This is a genomic window from Allobosea sp. P4_E12, assembly GCF_056401655.1.
Genome location: NZ_JBFUIY010000007.1, coordinates 17,711 through 32,124 on the forward strand (window position 1 = coordinate 17,711; position 14,414 = coordinate 32,124).

The following is a 14,414-nucleotide window of genomic DNA, read 5'->3' on the forward strand; positions in this document are numbered from 1 at the left end:
TCCGAGGCGAAACAGGGGAACGGCATGACGAAGACGGTCCTGATCGTCGAGGACAACGAGCTCAACATGAAGCTCTTCAACGATCTTCTCGAGGCGCATGGCTATGCGACGCTGAAGACGGCCGATGGCATCGAGGCTATCGAGCTGGCGCGCGCCCATCATCCCGATCTGATCCTGATGGATATCCAGCTTCCCGAAGTCTCGGGTCTGGAGGTCACGAAGTGGATCAAGGAAGACGACACGCTCAAATCCATTCCCGTGATCGCGGTGACCGCCTTCGCAATGAAGGGAGATGAGGAGCGGATCCGGGAGGGCGGCTGCGAGGCCTATCTCTCGAAGCCGATCTCGGTTGCCAAGTTCCTGGAAACGGTACGCGCCTATGCCGGCGCGGCCTGAGCGGCGGGAGCGGCTCCATGTCTGCGCGTGTCCTGGTCGTCGATGACATCCTCACAAATGTGAAGCTGCTCGAGGCCAAGCTGTCGGCGGAATATTTTGACGTGACGACGGCCCTCAACGGGGTCGACGCCCTGGCGATCTGCGAGCGCGGCGAGGCGGATATCGTGCTGCTCGACGTCATGATGCCGGGCTTGAACGGGTTCGAGGTCTGCCGGCGGCTGAAGAACAGCCCGACCACCGCCCATATCCCCGTCGTGATGGTGACCGCACTCGACCAGCCGAGCGACCGGCTGAAGGGGCTCGATGCCGGAGCCGATGATTTCCTGACCAAGCCGATCGACGATGCCGCGCTCTTCGCCCGGGTGCGCAGCCTGGTGCGTCTGAAGTCGGTCACCGACGAATTGCGCCACCGGGCAATTGCATCGCGGCGTCTCGGTATCGCCGACCCGCTGGCTGCAGCGGCGTCCGAGACCGGGCTGAACGGCCGCGTCCTGCTGATCGAAGATCGTCCCACGGCTTCCGAGCGGCTCTCCAGCGCGCTGTCGACGTTTCACAGCGTCGAGGTCGAGGCAGACCCGAACCTGGCTCTCGCCAAGGCGGCCGAGGGCGATTTCGAAGCCATCCTTGTCAGTCTCGACCTGCAGAACCATGACGGCCTCAGGCTGTGCAGCCAACTGCGCTCATTGGAGCGGACCCGCAACGTCTCGGTGCTGCTGCTCGGCGAGGCCGAGGACCGCGCTCGCATCCTGCGCGGGCTGGAGATCGGTGCACATGATTTCCTGATGCGTCCGGTCGACCGTAACGAGCTGTTGGCGCGGGTGCGCACGCAGATTCGCCGCAAGCGCTTCACCGAGCGCCTGCGCGACAGTGTCCAGTCCTCCATGGAAATGGCGGTGATGGATCAGCTCACCGGGCTGCATAATCGGCGCTATCTCGACAGCCGCCTCAGCACCCTTTTCGACGAATCGGCACTCAGAGCCCGGTCGCTTGCCATGCTCGTCCTCGATGTCGACCGCTTCAAGGTCGTCAACGACAGTTGGGGGCATGACGCCGGCGACGAGGTGCTGCGCGAGTTCGCGGACCGGGTGCGCGCCTGCACGCGCGGCATCGATCTCGTCGCCCGCCTGGGGGGCGAGGAGGTCGTCGTCGTACTGCCGGATACGACATTGGATGCGGCCTTCGCCGTGGCCGAGCGAATCCGGGAGAAGGTCGAGGTCGAGCCCTTCACCATCCAGCGCAACTCACGGACGATCGGCGTCACCGTTTCAATCGGCGTCGCCAGCCGGCGCGCCGGCGATTTCTCGCCGGCCGAGATGATGAAGCGGGCGGATGATGCGCTTTACCGCGCCAAGGAAAGCGGCCGGAACCGCGTGATCGTCGCCAGTGCGGCGTAAACCAACCCTGTAAACCTTTCCAGGTAGGGTTAACCATCGATGAAGATTCGAGAATCGATCTGATTCAATTGCAATCGAAAGGCGGGTGCGTAGGGTCATTTCCAACGCAGCCCGCCCTGGGCTGCCCGATATGCCCCTCGGGAGCTCAGGTCCGCCGCATCTCCTGGGAATCCGATGGGCTCGGTCGGTCGGCCGCGGGACATCTGGCCTCATCAGAACCGCAGCCGGCCGGCCACCACTCCCCCCAGTCGCGCGATCAGAGATAGTGCGACAGCCCGGCCGCGACGGCGTAGCCGAACAGGCCGAAAGCCGCGAGCAGGCCAAGCAGCATCAGCCCAGCCTTGATTCTGCTCGACGCGAAGCGCGAGGAATCGAGTTCGACGATCAGCTTCAGGAATTCACGCACCGCTCCGTGCGGCCTGGCGGGACGTGCCGCCTTCTTGTCACCGCTGCTCACACGAAACTCCGCATCGCGACTGGAGATTGTCCGCGTCGAAAATGGGGGGAGCGGAGCCATTCGGCAAGCCCCGAAGGTCGGCGGAAGACTTGGGCGCGGGGCGGCCCGAGCCGCAATTCCTGCCAGTGAAGCTCGCTGGAATGTGTTTATGCTGCGATGCAGCATGCGCATCCCCGTCCGCGCCAGTTCGTGATAGTCTCTTGCAGATTCGACTCCGGTGGGACCCGGGGCAGAAGAGGCTGGCCTGAGATCCTCAAACGGGGAGCGACCCATGCGTATTCTCGCATTGGCGCTCTGCCTCGCGGCGTTTCTGCCGGGCGGAGGGCTTGTCCATGCACATAGCTGGTATCCATACGATTGTTGCAGCGACCAAGACTGCTGGCCCATGGGCCAGGATGTCGACGCGCGCGAGCCGGATCCCCGGATCGTGCCCGGCGGCTACCTGACCTATGACGGCTATTTCATCCCTGAGGGGGCGACGCGTGCGTCCCAGGATGGCCGCTTTCATATTTGCCGGCGGGGTGGAACCCTGACCGGTAGCGTGATTGCTCCGTCGCAGAAGCCGTTCTGCCTGTTCGTGCCCAGACAGGTGTTCTGAACAGGACCGAATCGTAGGCAAAAAAGAACCGCCCGGATCACGGGCGGTTCCTTGAACTTTGGTTATGCCGAAAAGGCGACCAGGATCACTTGATCTTGGTTTCCTTGAACTCGACGTGCTTGCGCGCGACCGGGTCGTACTTCTTCTTCGACATCTTTTCGGTCATCGTGCGGGAGTTCTTCTTCGTCACGTAGAAGAAGCCGGTATCCGCCGTCGACAGCAGCTTGATCTTGATGGTCACGGCCTTGGCCATGGGTTCCGTCCTCGAGCCTGGCGGGCCGCGGTCTGGCCCTCATAAAACAAAATGGCCGGGGGAACCCGGCAAACCGTTCCCGGGGAGATGCCGCAAGCCAGTGGCGAAGTCAAGAAAGAATGCCCGGACGGAGCGAACAGTTTGCCTCAGGGGCAACCTGTCAGAGTTCCTCGCGCACGAAATTCAGGTTTTTCTCCCAGAAATAGGGCACCGGGAGATAAGGGCTGAAGCCGGCTGCTATCCTGGCCTCGACTTCCTTGATGATGACCTGGGTAATCGTCGGCAGGTCGAGCTGCCTCGCTTCATCAAAATTGACCCAGACCAGTTCGATCAGCTCGGAATCAGGGCCGGTGACGCCCTCGACGCTGCCGCCGAGCGCATCGTAGTCGACGACGAAGAAACGCGTGTCGAAGCGCTTCGGGCGCCGCGGCGGTGTGACGGCACGCGCGACGAAGGTTACGGCGCTGAGATCGGGATAGACGCCATGGCTGGCGAATTCGGTCCAGGTGCCTTCCGGGGGATTCTCGGGCACTCCGAACTCATCCGAGCCGAAGAGCAGGCCGGTCTCCTCAAAGGTCTCGCGGATGGCGGCCATGGCCAGCGCTCGGGCCTTGTTCGGGCTGGGGCGCACCGTGCGCTTGGCCAACCGGTCCTCGCAGATCTGCGGAATCGCGCCGGTTGCTGCCATGCGCCGATCGCCGGCGTCGACGCGTCCGCCCGGGAAGACGAATTTGCCAGGCATGAACTTGTGTCCGAGGTGGCGTTTGCCCATCAGCACCCGGGGGGCTGCGCCGCTCCGATCGAGGATCAACATCGTCGCAGCGTCATGCGGCCGGGTGTTGGTCGCGGTCCGGCTGCGCTCTGCCTGAGTCAGGATGACGGCGTTGTCGTTCATTGCCGGGATGCCATGGATGTGCCGGGCTGGCGCTCGGGCAGGGGAGGTGCGTTGTCGAAGCCATGCATGCGCATGGCCCATTGCAGGCCGATGACCCCGCCCTTGACCGGTTGCATCAGCACGAGCGACAGGAACAGTGTCAGCGGCAGCCAGACCGCCATATGCAACCACATCGGCCATTCCGCATATTTCTCGACCAGGACCAGGCCGCCGACGATGACGTGGCCGACAATGGTGATAACGATATAGGGCGGCAGATCATCGGCACGCTGGTGGTGCAGCGCCTCGCCACAGGCCTCGCAGCGGTCGACCGACTTCAGGAAGCCCCGGAACAGCCGGCCTTCGCCGCAATGGGGGCAGCGGCACATCAGGCCGCGGCGGATCGCCAAACGCCAGTCGCGCTCGACCGGCTGGTCGATGGAACTGTGAACCTGAACCGACATCATCGCCTCTTGCCCGGCTTCGCCTTGCCGAAGGGGGGCTTGCCCTTGGCTCGGCCGGACAATGGTCGCCTCGGGCCGCTTTTGCCAGAGTGGCCCGATGTCACACGCCGACCCTCGGAGAGCAATTCGAAGCGTAGCGCGCCGGCGACGGGGGCGGCTTCGACGAGGCGGACATGGACACGATCGCCGAGGCGCCAGCTCTCGCCTGTGCGCTCGCCTGTCAGAGCATGCGCCGCTTCGTCGTAGCGATAATAGTCTCCGCCCAGCGTCGAGGCCGGGATGAAACCGTCTGCTCCGGTGCCGTCGAGCTTCACGAACAGGCCGGCCCGGTTCACGCCGCCGATGCGTCCGTCGAAGCTCGAGCCGATCTGGTCCGCAAGGAAATGGGCGATCAACCTGTCGGTGGTCTCGCGTTCGGCCGCCATGGCGCGGCGCTCGGCGGCCGAGATCCGGGTCGCGATCTCGCGCAGTTCGGCGAGCGTGGTCGCTTTGGGCAGTCCGTCATCGCCGAGTTTCAAGGCTGAGATCAGGCCACGATGCACGATGAGGTCGGCATAGCGCCGGATCGGCGAGGTGAAATGGGCATATCGGCGCAGGTTGAGCCCGAAATGTCCGTAGTTCTCGGCGACATATTCGGCCTGTGCCTGGGTGCGCAGGATCACCTCGTTCAGGAAGAGCTCGTTCTCCGAGCCCTTGATCATGGCGAGGATGCGGTTGAACAGCACGGGGCGCAGTGCGCCATCCTTCGGCAGCTTGATGCCGACCGAGGCCAGCACTTCGCCGAGTGCCCGCATCTTCTCGAGCGACGGCTCGTCATGGCAGCGATAGATCAGCAGACTGCCAGCCTTCTCCAATGTCTCGGCGGCGGCGACATTGGCGAGGATCATGAACTCCTCGATCAGCCGGTGCGCGGCCAGCCGCTCGGGCGCGATGACACGGTCGACGGAGCCGTCGGGCTTGAGGATCAGCTTGCGCTCGGGCAGATCGAGGTCGAGCGGCTGGCGTTGATCGCGGGCGCGGGAGGCGACGCCATAGGCCGCCCAGAGCGGCATCAGGACGCTTTCGCGGATCGGGCCGGTCAGGTCGTCCGGCTTGCCGTCGATGGCGGCCTGAACCTGCTGATACGAGAGCTTCGCCGCCGAGCGCATCAGGATGCGGTGGAAGCTATGGCTCTTCTTCGAGCCGTCGGCCTTCAGGATGAGGCGGACGGCGAGTGCCGGCCTGTCCTCGCCGCCGCGCAGTGAGCAGAGATCGTTGGAGATGCGCTCGGGCAGCATCGGCACGACGCGGTCGGGGAAATAGACCGAGTTGCCCCGCTCCAGCGCCTCGCGGTCGAGCGCGGAACCCGGGCGGACGTAAGATGCGACATCGGCGATCGCGACCGTGACGACATACCCGCCTTCATTGGCCGGGTCGGTGTCGGGCGCAGCATGGACTGCGTCGTCATGGTCCTTGGCGTCGGCGGGATCGATGGTGATCAGCGGCAGCGCGCGCCAATCCTCGCGGCCAGCTGTGCTGGCGTGCGGGGCGGCTTCTGCCTCCACCAATGTCGCAGGGGAGAACTCGTTGGGAATACCGTGGGTATGGATTGCGATCAGGCTGACGGCGCGCTCGGATTTCAGCGAGCCCAGCCGTTCGCGCACCCGCGCTTCCGGCGGGCCGAAGCGGCCTTCGCGCCGCAGCGAAACCGAGACAAGGTCCCCGTCCTGAGCATCGCCGGTCTGCCCTTTGGGGATCAGCGCCTCGCGGCCCTGGGCCTTCTTGTCGACCGGGATCAGCCGGCCCGAGCCGTCGGGCAGGGCGCGGAAGATGCCGAGCACCTGCGCCTTGCCCTTGCCCATGATCTTGAGCACGCGGCCGGAATAGGCGAAGCCGTCCATGCCCCGGAGGCGGGTGAGCTTGAGCAGGACCTGATCGCCGACCCCGGCAGCGGCGGAGGCGAGCTTGCGCGAGCGGATTTCGCGCGGGCGTTCCACCAGGATCCTGGGCGGAGCGCCTTCATCGGCCTCGTTCCATTCGAGCGGGGCGGCAACAAGGTCGCCGTCACGATCCCGGGCCTTGATCTCGCATAGCAGCACGGGGGGCAGGGCGCCGCGCGGATGAACCGGCCTGTCCTTGCCGTCGCCGCCGAGTTCGCCTTCCTCGGCGAGATCCTTGAGCATGCGCTTCAGCCAGATCTTGCCTCCGCCCGAAAGGCCAAAAGCCTTGGCGATCTCGCGGCGGCCGACTTCGCGGCCGGCAAGGCGCTCGCTCTCGATGAAGTCGAGAATCGCCTCGCGGCTCGGTTCAGGCGCGAGCGATGACACGGGCTAAACTCGTCTGATGGGAATGAGAATGAAGAAACACGTGGCCTCTGTGCCACGTCCGGAGCTGCTGCGCCAGAACCGGGACTGCAGGGCTGCTCCCGGAAACGAGAAGGGCCGCCCTTTCGGGCAGCCCTTCCATTGTCGAACCGCGGCCCGGCGAACCGGACCTGAAGGTGCGAAAACTCACGCGGAACAAGACTCCCACAGGGAATGAGTCCAGGTCCGCCCGCCTTGCACCAGCGGTTGATGACAATGAGACACTGGATCACCTCCTTTCAGTTGTTACCGACAAGAGAAAGGCTAAGGCGATTCTCCTTACTTCGTAAATGCTAAAATTTACGCTGTCCCCTTCGTCGAAACCACTGCGTTTCCGGGCTCGACTGTGCGGGCGTGCGGGCTGCAAAAAGGGCAGGCACGGTTTCTGTCTAAAAAATGAGCAGTYCCTTCGCGATTGCAGCATCGTTGCGTGCGGCGCGAGATGATTGGCAGAAATTGTCTTCGATTTCGTCCTGATGACACGGATTTGCGTGCTTTCCCCGGTTGGCACGTCGCTTGCGAACCTTCCTGAACAGGCCGGCAAGGCCAGTCAGCGCTCGAGGGGAGCGCGCCAACAAAAGTGTTCGGGAGATCAGGCCGTGAATACTACTCGTCGCGTCGTATTGGGCGCCGCACTGGCGGGCGCAACATTCCTGGGGTCGTTCCTGCCGGTCGCTGCGCAGGAGACCATCAAGGTCGGCATCCTCCACTCTCTCTCGGGCACGATGGCGATCTCCGAGACGACGTTGAAGGACGTCATGCTCATGCTCATCGAGGAGCAGAACAAGAAGGGCGGCGTGCTCGGCAAGAAGCTCGAGGCCGTCGTGGTCGACCCGGCCTCGAACTGGCCGCTCTTCGCCGAGAAGGCGCGCGAACTGATCAACAAGGACAAGGTCGCCGCCGTTTTCGGCTGCTGGACCTCGGTGTCGCGCAAATCGGTTCTGCCCGTCTTCAAGGAGCTGAACTCGATTCTGTTCTATCCCGTGCAATACGAGGGCGAGGAGAGTGAGCGCAACGTGTTCTACACTGGCGCCGCGCCGAACCAGCAGGCGATCCCGGCCGTCGATTACCTTGCCAAGGAAGAGAAGGTCGAGCGCTGGGTGCTCGCCGGCACCGACTACGTCTATCCGCGCACGACCAACAAGATCCTCGAGGCCTATCTGAAGTCCAAGGGCGTCAAGGCCGAGGACATCATGATCAACTACACGCCGTTCGGCCACGCCGACTGGCAGACGATCGTCTCGGACATCAAGAAATTCGGCTCGGCCGGCAAGAAGACCGCGGTGGTCTCGACCATCAACGGCGACGCCAACGTGCCCTTCTACAAGGAACTCGGCAACCAGGGCATCAAGGCGACCGACATTCCGGTCGTAGCCTTCTCGGTCGGCGAGGAAGAGCTTGCAGGCATCGACACCAAGCCGCTGGTCGGCCATCTCGCCGCCTGGAATTACTTCCAGTCGGTGAAGACCCCGGAGAATGACGCCTTCATCAAGCAGTGGAAGGCCTTCAAAAAGAACGACAAGGCGGTCACCAACGATCCGATGGAAGCCCATGTCATCGGCTTCGCCATGTGGGTGAAGGCGGTCGAGAAGGCCAAGTCGACCGATCCGGACAAGGTCATCGATGCACTGCCCGGCATCGAGGCGCCGAACCTGACCGGCGGCGTCTCGACGATGCTTCCCAACCATCACATCACCAAGCCGGTCCTGATCGGCGAGATCAAGGCCGATGGCCAGTTCGACGTCGTCTCGAAGACAGGCCTCGTGCCCGGCGACGCCTGGTCGAAGGAACTCGATGGCTCCAAGGATCTGGTCGGCGACTGGGTTGAGAAGAAATGCGGCAATTTCAACGTCAAGACCAGCAAGTGCGGCGGCGCGTGAGGTCATGAGGGGGAGGGGCGGCACGGGCGAATAACGCCCGGCCGCCCCTCATTTTCCGCCGCGACCTGCGGCGGCTCTCGCAAGCAAGGCAGCGCGCATCCCCGAGGTTCCGTCTGCGCGGTTCCCGGGATGAGAGCTGAGGTCCCGATCTGAGCGCGTCATGAAGAGCGAGCCGATGCTTCTCCTGTCCAGATTGCTGCGCATGATCGTGGTCGCGACGGCTCTCCTGCTCGCGCCGGGCGTGGCCTTCGCCCAGAGCGCCGACGAGGCCTTTGCCCGGCTGGGGGCGGACAGCTTTTCCGACACGGCGCGGGCGGTCGAGATCCTGGTTCAGACCGCTCATCCGAACGCGGCCGTGATCATCGAGGCGCTCGCCGAGGGGCGGCTGCTCGCGGGCGGCGGGACGGTCGCGATCAGGACCGGGACAGGCGGTTTCAGCGATGCGCGGACCCGCCAGCCGCTCCCTGCCGAGCCGGCAGGTGTCAGCGCTGTCAGGCTCAACAACAATGTCAGGCGCGTGATCCAGGCGGCGCTGGGTGGGCTCGGCCTGCTCAATCCCGATCCGGCCCGGCGCGCCGCCGCCGCCGAGGCGGTCTTCAAATCGCGCGACGCCTCGGTGCTGCCGGTCCTGGAGGGCGCCATCGCCAAGGAGACCGACAATCGGGCGAGGATCGCGCTGCGCCAGGCGCAGGCGGCGATCCTGATCAGCAAGGCCGACGCACAGCCCTTCGACCGGCTCGGCGCGATCGATGTGCTGCGCGAGCGTGGCGACCAGGATGCATTGGCGACCTTGCGCTCCCTGCCGGGCGACGTTCCGCAGTCGCTGAAGGAGGCCCAGGTGCGGGCGATCTCCGAGATCGAGGGCAAGCTCGCCCTGTGGCGCGCGGCGCAGAATCTCTGGTACGGGCTTTCGCTCGGCTCTGTCCTGCTGCTCGCCGCGATCGGGCTTGCCATCACCTTCGGCGTGATGGGCGTGATCAACATGGCCCATGGCGAGATGGTGATGCTCGGCGCCTATACCACCTTCGTGGTCCAGGAGGTGATCCGCGCCCGCGTTCCAGGCCTGTTCGACTATTCGCTCGCCGTTGCGCTGCCGGCGGCCTTTCTCGTCGCAGGGCTGGTCGGTGTTGCGATCGAGCGCGGCGTCATCCGCTTCCTCTACGGACGGCCGCTGGAGACGCTGCTCGCGACCTGGGGCATCAGCCTGATCCTGCAGCAGGCGGTCCGCACCGCCTTCGGTCCGACCAATCGCGAGGTCGGGGCACCGGCCTTCATGGCGGGGGTCTTCGAGATCGGCGGGCTTGCGATCACCTGGAACCGGCTTTGGATCATCGTCTTCGCCGGGCTCGTCTTCGCCGCCCTGCTGGCCATCCTGAAGCTCACGCCGATGGGGTTGCAGATGCGCGCAGTGACGCAGAACAGGCGGATGGCGGCGGCCATGGGGATTCGCACCGGCCGGATCGATGCGCTGACCTTTGGGCTCGGCTCCGGCGTGGCGGGGTTGGCCGGCGTTGCGCTGTCGCAGATCGACAATGTCAGCCCCAATCTCGGCCAAGGCTACATCATCGACTCCTTCATGGTCGTCGTCTTCGGCGGCGTCGGCAATCTCTGGGGCACGCTCGTCGCCGCGATGACGCTCGGCGTCGCAAACAAACTGCTCGAACCCTATGCCGGCGCGGTGCTCGGCAAGATCGCACTGCTCGTCTTCATCATCCTGTTCATCCAGAAGCGCCCGCGCGGCCTGTTTGCGCTGAAGGGCCGGGCGGTGGAGGCATGATCACCCGCTTTCTCATCCAGGGGCTCGACAAGCGCGGCCTCATCTTCCTCGGACTTCTGGTCGCACTGGCGGTGCTGGTCCCGCTCGCCAATCTGCTGCTGCCGGAGAACTCGGTCCTTCATGTCCCGACCTCGACCATGTCGCTCTGGGGCAAATACCTCTGCTATGCGCTGCTCGCGATCTCGCTCGACCTCGTCTGGGGGTATTGCGGCATTCTCTCGCTTGGCCACGGCGCCTTCTTCGCGCTCGGCGGCTATGCGATGGGCATGTATCTGATGCGCCAGATCGGCTCGCGCGGCGTCTATGGCAATCCGATCCTGCCCGACTTCATGGTTTTCCTGAACTGGCACGAACTGCCCTGGTACTGGTACGGCTTCTCCTCCTTCCCCTTCGCCATGCTGATGGTGCTGGTGGTGCCGGGGCTGCTCGCCTTCGTCTTCGGCTGGTTCGCCTTCCGGTCCCGCGTCACCGGCGTCTATCTCTCGATCATCACCCAGGCGCTGACCTATGCGCTGCTGCTGGCCTTCTTTCGCAACGACATGGGCTTTGGCGGCAATAACGGGCTGACCGACTTCAAGGACATCCTGGGCTTCAACGTGCAGGCGCAGGCGACGCGCGCGGCGCTGTTTGCGATGACCTGCGTGATGCTGATCGCCGGCTTCCTGATCGCCCGCGGCATTGTCGATTCCAAGCTCGGAAAGGTCGTCATCGCGATCCGCGACGCCGAATCGCGCACGCGCTTCCTCGGCTACCGGGTCGACCGTTTCAAGCTCTTCGTCTTCACCGTCTCGGCCTGCATGGCTGGCGTCGCAGGCGCGCTCTACGTGCCGCAGGTCGGCATCATCAACCCCAGCGAATTTGCTCCGGCCAACTCGATCGAGACCGTGATCTGGGTCGCGGTTGGCGGGCGCGGCACATTGGTCGGCGCGGCGCTGGGCGCGGTCGTGGTGAACTACGCCAAGACGGTCTTCACCTCCGGCTTCATGGCGCCCTACTGGCTCTTCGCGCTCGGAGCCCTCTTCGTCTTCGTCACCCTGTTCATGCCCAAGGGCATTCTCGGCACGGCGCAGGACTGGTGGGGGAGGCGGCGCAAGCGCGAGCCAGCCGCCCCGCTGGCCGAACCGGCCCCGGCGGAGTGACGCGCATGATCCCGGCCCATGCAGCGCTCACCTCCTCACTGCTCTATCTCGATGGCGTCAGTGTCTCCTTCGACGGCTTCAAGGCGATCCGCGGGCTTTCGCTGGTGATCGCGCCGGGCGAGATGCGGGCCATCATCGGGCCCAACGGCGCCGGCAAGACGACGATGATGGATATTATCACCGGCAAGACCAGGCCGGACGAGGGGACGGTGATGTTTGGCGGCTCGGTCGACCTGACCAGGCTCGACGAGGCCGCAATCGCCAATCTCGGCATCGGCCGCAAGTTCCAGAAGCCGACCGTGTTCGACTTCCACAGCATCGAGGACAACATCCTGCTGGCGCTGAAGTCGCAACGCACGGTGGCCAGAACCCTGTTCTGGAAGACGGCGGCAACCGACCAGAAGCGCATCGACAATATTCTCGGCATCATCAAATTGGGGGATGCGCGCAGCCGTCTCGCCGGTTCACTCTCGCATGGGCAAAAGCAGTGGCTCGAGATCGGCATGCTCCTGGCTCAGGACCCGAAGCTGTTGCTCGTCGACGAGCCGGCCGCCGGCATGACCGATGGCGAGACGGCCGAAACGGCCGTGCTGCTCAAGGAGATCGCCAGGGACCATTCGGTGATCGTGGTCGAGCATGACATGGGGTTCATCCGCGAACTCGGCGTCAAGGTCACTGTGCTGCACGAAGGTGCGGTGCTGGCCGAAGGGCCGCTCGATCAGGTCAGCGCCAATGAGCGCGTCGTCGAAGTTTATCTGGGGCGGTGAGCATGATCGGGAAATATAGGAACCGGTTGATCGATCGGGCGAAGCGGCTGGACATCGGACGATGCTGAACGTCGAAGCCATCGACTTGCATTACGGGGCGGCGCAGGCCCTGCGCCGGGTTTCGATTGCCGCCGAACCCGGCAAGGTCACCTGCGTCATGGGCCGCAACGGCGTCGGCAAGACCTCGTTGATGCGCGCCATCGTCGGCCAGCAGCCGATCAGCGGCGGGCGCATCAGCTTTGCGGGCGAGGACATCTCGAGCTTGCGCAGCGAGGATCGGGCGCGGGCCGGCATCGGCTTCGTGCCCCAGGGGCGCGAGATCTTTCCGCTGCTGAGCGTCAAGGAAAACCTAGAAACCGGGTTCGCGCCGCTGCCACGCCGCAGCCGCTTCATCCCGGATGACCTGTTCGACCTATTCCCCGTGCTCAAGTCCATGCTGGGCCGACGCGGCGGAGACCTCTCGGGAGGCCAGCAACAGCAACTCGCCATCGCGCGGGCGCTGGTCACCCGACCCAAATTGCTGGTGCTCGACGAACCGACCGAGGGCATCCAGCCCTCGATCATCAAGGATATCGGCCGTGCCATCGACTATCTGCGCCAGTGCGGCGACATGGCGATCGTGCTGGTCGAGCAATATTTCGACTTCGCGCGCGAACTCGCCGACACGATGTTCGTGATGGATCGCGGCGAGATCGTGTTGTCGGGTGCGATGGGCGAGCTCGACGGAGCACAGGTTCAGAGATTGATTCAGGTGTGAAGGGTCAAGCCCTTGACGATCTTGTCGATTTCCTTGCGTTCGGCGTGGAGCGCCAGCCCGACGAGATCGAGCGCTTCGGTCGGCAGGGCGGCGACGGCGGCCCGGTTGTCGCTGTCGTTGCCGGTCGTGAACAGCTCGCTGGTATAGAGATGCGGGCGCACGCCACGGGCGCGGGCGCGCTCCAGAACCTGCTTCAACTGCTCGCCTGCCGCCGCAAAGATCAGGACGGGCTGGCGGATCAGAGGGCCGTAGAAACGGCCGGAGCCGTCGCGATAGGCTTCGCCCGCGAGTTCGGGCGAAGCGCCGACCAGCCCTCCGGCCAGGAAGCTCGCAACATTGAGTTTTTGCCAGGGGGCGAGATTCTCGCGTACCACGATGGCGATCTTGGTATCGTAACGCATGACCCAATCGCTAACCGAAGCCGGGAAGGCTCGTCTTGAACGATCGTGCGGGCCGGAGGGCACCGACTGGGTGCGCACGGGCTCGGGCATAGACGGCATCGAGCGGATGGAAGCGTTCTTCCGCGGCTTTGCCTATGATCCGCATCGCCATGACACCTATGCGTTCGGGCAGACGCTGTCCGGGGTGCAGAGCTTCGAGTATCGCGGCAGCCGGTGCGACAGCTTGAGCGGGCATGCGATCGTGCTGCATCCCGACGAGATCCATAACGGGCGCGCCGGGATTCCGGAGGGGTTCAGCTACCGCATGCTCTATGTCGAGCCGCGACTGATCCGGGAGGCATTGGGAGCGCAGGGCTGCGCCTTGCCCTTCGTCTCGACCGCAGTCTCGCAGGATGCGCGGCTCGTTCGCGCGGTAGCCCATGCCTTGCGCGATCTTGATGCGCCGCTCGACGAGATCGCCGCCGAGGATATCCTGCTGCCGCTCGCCGAAGCGTTGCTCGCGCTCGATCCATCGGCCGCGCGGCCGACGGGACAGGTGCTCGACCGGCCTGCCGCTGAGCGAGCCCGCCAATATCTCGACGCCCATCGCGACGAGGTGGTGGCCTCCCGCGAACTCGAAGCCATTGCCGGCCTCGATCGCTTCACTCTGGCCCGGCATTTTCGCGCCTGTTTCGGCACCAGCCCCTATAACTATCTCGTGATGCGCCGGCTTCAGCAGGTGCGCAGGCTCCTGCTCGGCGGCACCTCGCTCGTCGAGGTGGCGATGGCCTGCGGCTTTGCCGACCAGAGCCACCTGACCCGCCAGTTTCGCCGCGCCTATGGCGTGCCCCCCGGACGCTGGCGGGCGCTGCAGCGCGGCTGACCCCTGCCGGGTTCCGCTTGCTCCAACCCGCTGCACGAGGCATGAAGCGCTCC

15 protein-coding genes are annotated in these 14,414 nt (G+C 64.7%); 9 read left to right on the plus strand and 6 right to left on the minus strand.

The window, feature by feature from the left end; genetic code table 11:
- The first annotated feature begins 24 nt into the window (after window positions 1-24).
- Both AC1DW9_RS10565 and AC1DW9_RS10570 read left to right on the plus strand, forming a co-directional pair.
- A complete protein-coding gene (locus AC1DW9_RS10565; protein WP_043232944.1) occupies window positions 25-396 on the plus strand; it encodes a response regulator in 372 nt (123 codons plus the stop codon).
- Window positions 397-413: 17 nt separating this feature from the next.
- Window positions 414-1,790, plus strand: coding sequence for a PleD family two-component system response regulator (locus AC1DW9_RS10570; RefSeq protein WP_441506001.1), 1,377 nt, complete (start codon window positions 414-416; stop codon window positions 1,788-1,790).
- A gap of 256 nt (window positions 1,791-2,046) precedes the next feature.
- On the opposite strand, the gene AC1DW9_RS10575 is transcribed toward AC1DW9_RS10570, so the two are convergent.
- The gene (locus tag AC1DW9_RS10575) at window positions 2,047-2,247 is read right to left on the minus strand and encodes a hypothetical protein (protein ID WP_441489677.1); all 201 of its coding nucleotides are present in this window, start codon (window positions 2,245-2,247) and stop codon (window positions 2,047-2,049) included.
- A gap of 271 nt (window positions 2,248-2,518) precedes the next feature.
- Here AC1DW9_RS10575 and AC1DW9_RS10580 point away from each other — a divergent pair, with 271 nt between their 5' ends.
- A complete protein-coding gene (locus tag AC1DW9_RS10580) occupies window positions 2,519-2,845 on the plus strand; it encodes a hypothetical protein (protein WP_441506000.1) in 327 nt (108 codons plus the stop codon).
- 85 nt (window positions 2,846-2,930) lie between these two features.
- Here AC1DW9_RS10580 and rpmG read toward each other — a convergent pair whose 3' ends face one another.
- The 4 genes from rpmG to rnr all read right to left on the minus strand — a co-directional run bounded on the left by rpmG (window position 2,931) and on the right by rnr (window position 6,742).
- Window positions 2,931-3,098 (minus strand): 50S ribosomal protein L33, encoded by a 168-nt coding sequence (gene rpmG, locus AC1DW9_RS10585; RefSeq protein WP_038367996.1) that lies wholly within the window; start codon window positions 3,096-3,098, stop codon window positions 2,931-2,933.
- A gap of 160 nt (window positions 3,099-3,258) precedes the next feature.
- Window positions 3,259-3,993 (minus strand): NUDIX hydrolase, encoded by a 735-nt coding sequence (locus AC1DW9_RS10590; RefSeq protein WP_441489678.1) that lies wholly within the window; start codon window positions 3,991-3,993, stop codon window positions 3,259-3,261.
- Window positions 3,990-4,439: a DUF983 domain-containing protein gene (locus tag AC1DW9_RS10595; protein ID WP_441505998.1), complete on the minus strand. Its 450-nt coding sequence runs from the start codon at window positions 4,437-4,439 to the stop codon at window positions 3,990-3,992. The genes AC1DW9_RS10590 and AC1DW9_RS10595 overlap by 4 nt, the downstream gene beginning before the upstream one ends.
- Window positions 4,436-6,742, minus strand: a complete 2,307-nt coding sequence (gene rnr / locus AC1DW9_RS10600) for a ribonuclease R (RefSeq protein ID WP_476776248.1) — start codon at window positions 6,740-6,742, stop codon at window positions 4,436-4,438. Before rnr ends, AC1DW9_RS10595 begins: the two co-directional genes overlap by 4 nt.
- Before the next feature lie 635 nt (window positions 6,743-7,377).
- Between rnr and urtA the strand changes: the two genes are divergently transcribed.
- From urtA to urtE, 5 genes are all read left to right on the plus strand, one after another.
- Window positions 7,378-8,658, plus strand: a complete 1,281-nt coding sequence (urtA, locus tag AC1DW9_RS10605) for an urea ABC transporter substrate-binding protein (protein WP_441505996.1) — start codon at window positions 7,378-7,380, stop codon at window positions 8,656-8,658.
- A gap of 160 nt (window positions 8,659-8,818) precedes the next feature.
- Window positions 8,819-10,435 carry an urea ABC transporter permease subunit UrtB gene (urtB, locus tag AC1DW9_RS10610; protein ID WP_441505995.1) on the plus strand — a complete coding sequence of 539 codons (1,617 nt, stop codon included), beginning with the start codon at window positions 8,819-8,821 and terminating at the stop codon, window positions 10,433-10,435.
- On the plus strand, window positions 10,432-11,574 hold the full coding sequence (urtC, locus tag AC1DW9_RS10615; protein WP_441489683.1) for an urea ABC transporter permease subunit UrtC: 1,143 nt from the start codon (window positions 10,432-10,434) through the stop codon (window positions 11,572-11,574). The genes urtB and urtC overlap by 4 nt, the downstream gene beginning before the upstream one ends.
- A gap of 5 nt (window positions 11,575-11,579) precedes the next feature.
- Window positions 11,580-12,341, plus strand: coding sequence for an urea ABC transporter ATP-binding protein UrtD (gene urtD, locus AC1DW9_RS10620; RefSeq protein WP_441505994.1), 762 nt, complete (start codon window positions 11,580-11,582; stop codon window positions 12,339-12,341).
- Between the two features lie 61 nt (window positions 12,342-12,402).
- Complete coding sequence (gene urtE, locus AC1DW9_RS10625) at window positions 12,403-13,098, plus strand: urea ABC transporter ATP-binding subunit UrtE (RefSeq protein WP_441505993.1); 696 nt, start codon at window positions 12,403-12,405, stop codon at window positions 13,096-13,098.
- Here urtE and AC1DW9_RS10630 read toward each other — a convergent pair.
- Window positions 13,089-13,499, minus strand: a complete 411-nt coding sequence (locus AC1DW9_RS10630) for a DUF2000 family protein (RefSeq protein WP_441489686.1) — start codon at window positions 13,497-13,499, stop codon at window positions 13,089-13,091. The genes urtE and AC1DW9_RS10630 overlap by 10 nt on opposite strands.
- Between AC1DW9_RS10630 and AC1DW9_RS10635 the strand changes: the two genes are divergently transcribed.
- Window positions 13,498-14,361, plus strand: coding sequence for an AraC family transcriptional regulator (locus tag AC1DW9_RS10635; protein ID WP_441505992.1), 864 nt, complete (start codon window positions 13,498-13,500; stop codon window positions 14,359-14,361). The genes AC1DW9_RS10630 and AC1DW9_RS10635 overlap by 2 nt on opposite strands.
- Window positions 14,362-14,414: the final 53 nt, after the last annotated feature.

Bases quoted from the DNA above. Each gene is read 5' to 3' on its own strand.
- AC1DW9_RS10565 (WP_043232944.1), top strand. From the start codon at position 25: ATGACGAAGACGGTCCTGATCGTCGAGGACAACGAGCTCAACATGAAG.
- AC1DW9_RS10570 (WP_441506001.1), top strand. From the start codon at position 414: ATGTCTGCGCGTGTCCTGGTCGTCGATGACATCCTCACAAATGTGAAG.
- AC1DW9_RS10580 (WP_441506000.1), top strand. From the start codon at position 2,519: ATGCGTATTCTCGCATTGGCGCTCTGCCTCGCGGCGTTTCTGCCGGGC.
- rpmG (WP_038367996.1), bottom strand. From the start codon at position 3,098: ATGGCCAAGGCCGTGACCATCAAGATCAAGCTGCTGTCGACGGCGGAT.
- AC1DW9_RS10590 (WP_441489678.1), bottom strand. From the start codon at position 3,993: ATGAACGACAACGCCGTCATCCTGACTCAGGCAGAGCGCAGCCGGACC.
- AC1DW9_RS10595 (WP_441505998.1), bottom strand. From the start codon at position 4,439: ATGATGTCGGTTCAGGTTCACAGTTCCATCGACCAGCCGGTCGAGCGC.
- urtB (WP_441505995.1), top strand. From the start codon at position 8,819: ATGAAGAGCGAGCCGATGCTTCTCCTGTCCAGATTGCTGCGCATGATC.
- urtC (WP_441489683.1), top strand. From the start codon at position 10,432: ATGATCACCCGCTTTCTCATCCAGGGGCTCGACAAGCGCGGCCTCATC.
- urtD (WP_441505994.1), top strand. From the start codon at position 11,580: ATGATCCCGGCCCATGCAGCGCTCACCTCCTCACTGCTCTATCTCGAT.
- urtE (WP_441505993.1), top strand. From the start codon at position 12,403: ATGCTGAACGTCGAAGCCATCGACTTGCATTACGGGGCGGCGCAGGCC.
- AC1DW9_RS10635 (WP_441505992.1), top strand. From the start codon at position 13,498: ATGACCCAATCGCTAACCGAAGCCGGGAAGGCTCGTCTTGAACGATCG.
- AC1DW9_RS10630 (WP_441489686.1), bottom strand. From the start codon at position 13,499: ATGCGTTACGATACCAAGATCGCCATCGTGGTACGCGAGAATCTCGCC.